The following is a 459-nucleotide window of genomic DNA, read 5'->3' on the forward strand; positions in this document are numbered from 1 at the left end:
GAATACCTCCTTTTTAGAGCTTCATTATCTGTATCTGTTGTTCCTTCTTTTAAATTTATTAGTTCTTTGGATCATCGTAATGAATATCCTTCATTACAGATATCACCCGGTTATAGATCCGTAGCTCAGCCTGGTTAGAGCACTACACTGATAATGTAGGGGTCAGCAGTTCAAATCTGCTCGGGTCTACTTCATCAGTTAGTAGTCGTAAGACTACAAACGATTTAGCTGGGGGGTTAGCTCAGTTGGCTAGAGCATCTGCCTTGCACGCAGAGGGTCATCGGTTCGACTCCGATATCCTCCACCAGAAAGGGAGGAACATCCTCCAAACAAGTTCTTTATTTAAGATGATGTAACCTTTAAACGTTTATCATCTTCCACTGTTAGTACGCAGGTATTAACATAAGTTCTTTGAAAGATTGGAACAGCAGAAGTCAAAACCTTTTATAAGGATGCGAC

General features: G+C 40.7%; 2 tRNA genes. Both read left to right on the forward strand.

Going from position 1 to position 459, the window contains the following annotated elements:
- The first annotated feature begins 114 nt into the window (after positions 1–114).
- Positions 115–189 (forward strand) — tRNA-Ile (locus KVT36_RS31555).
- A 41-nt stretch (positions 190–230) separates the two neighbouring features.
- Positions 231–307: transfer RNA gene (locus tag KVT36_RS31560), tRNA-Ala, on the forward strand.
- Positions 308–459 lie beyond the last annotated feature (152 nt).

The sequence above is a fragment of the Chitinophaga sp. GbtcB8 genome (assembly GCF_019091455.1).
Classification (GTDB): domain Bacteria; phylum Bacteroidota; class Bacteroidia; order Chitinophagales; family Chitinophagaceae; genus Chitinophaga.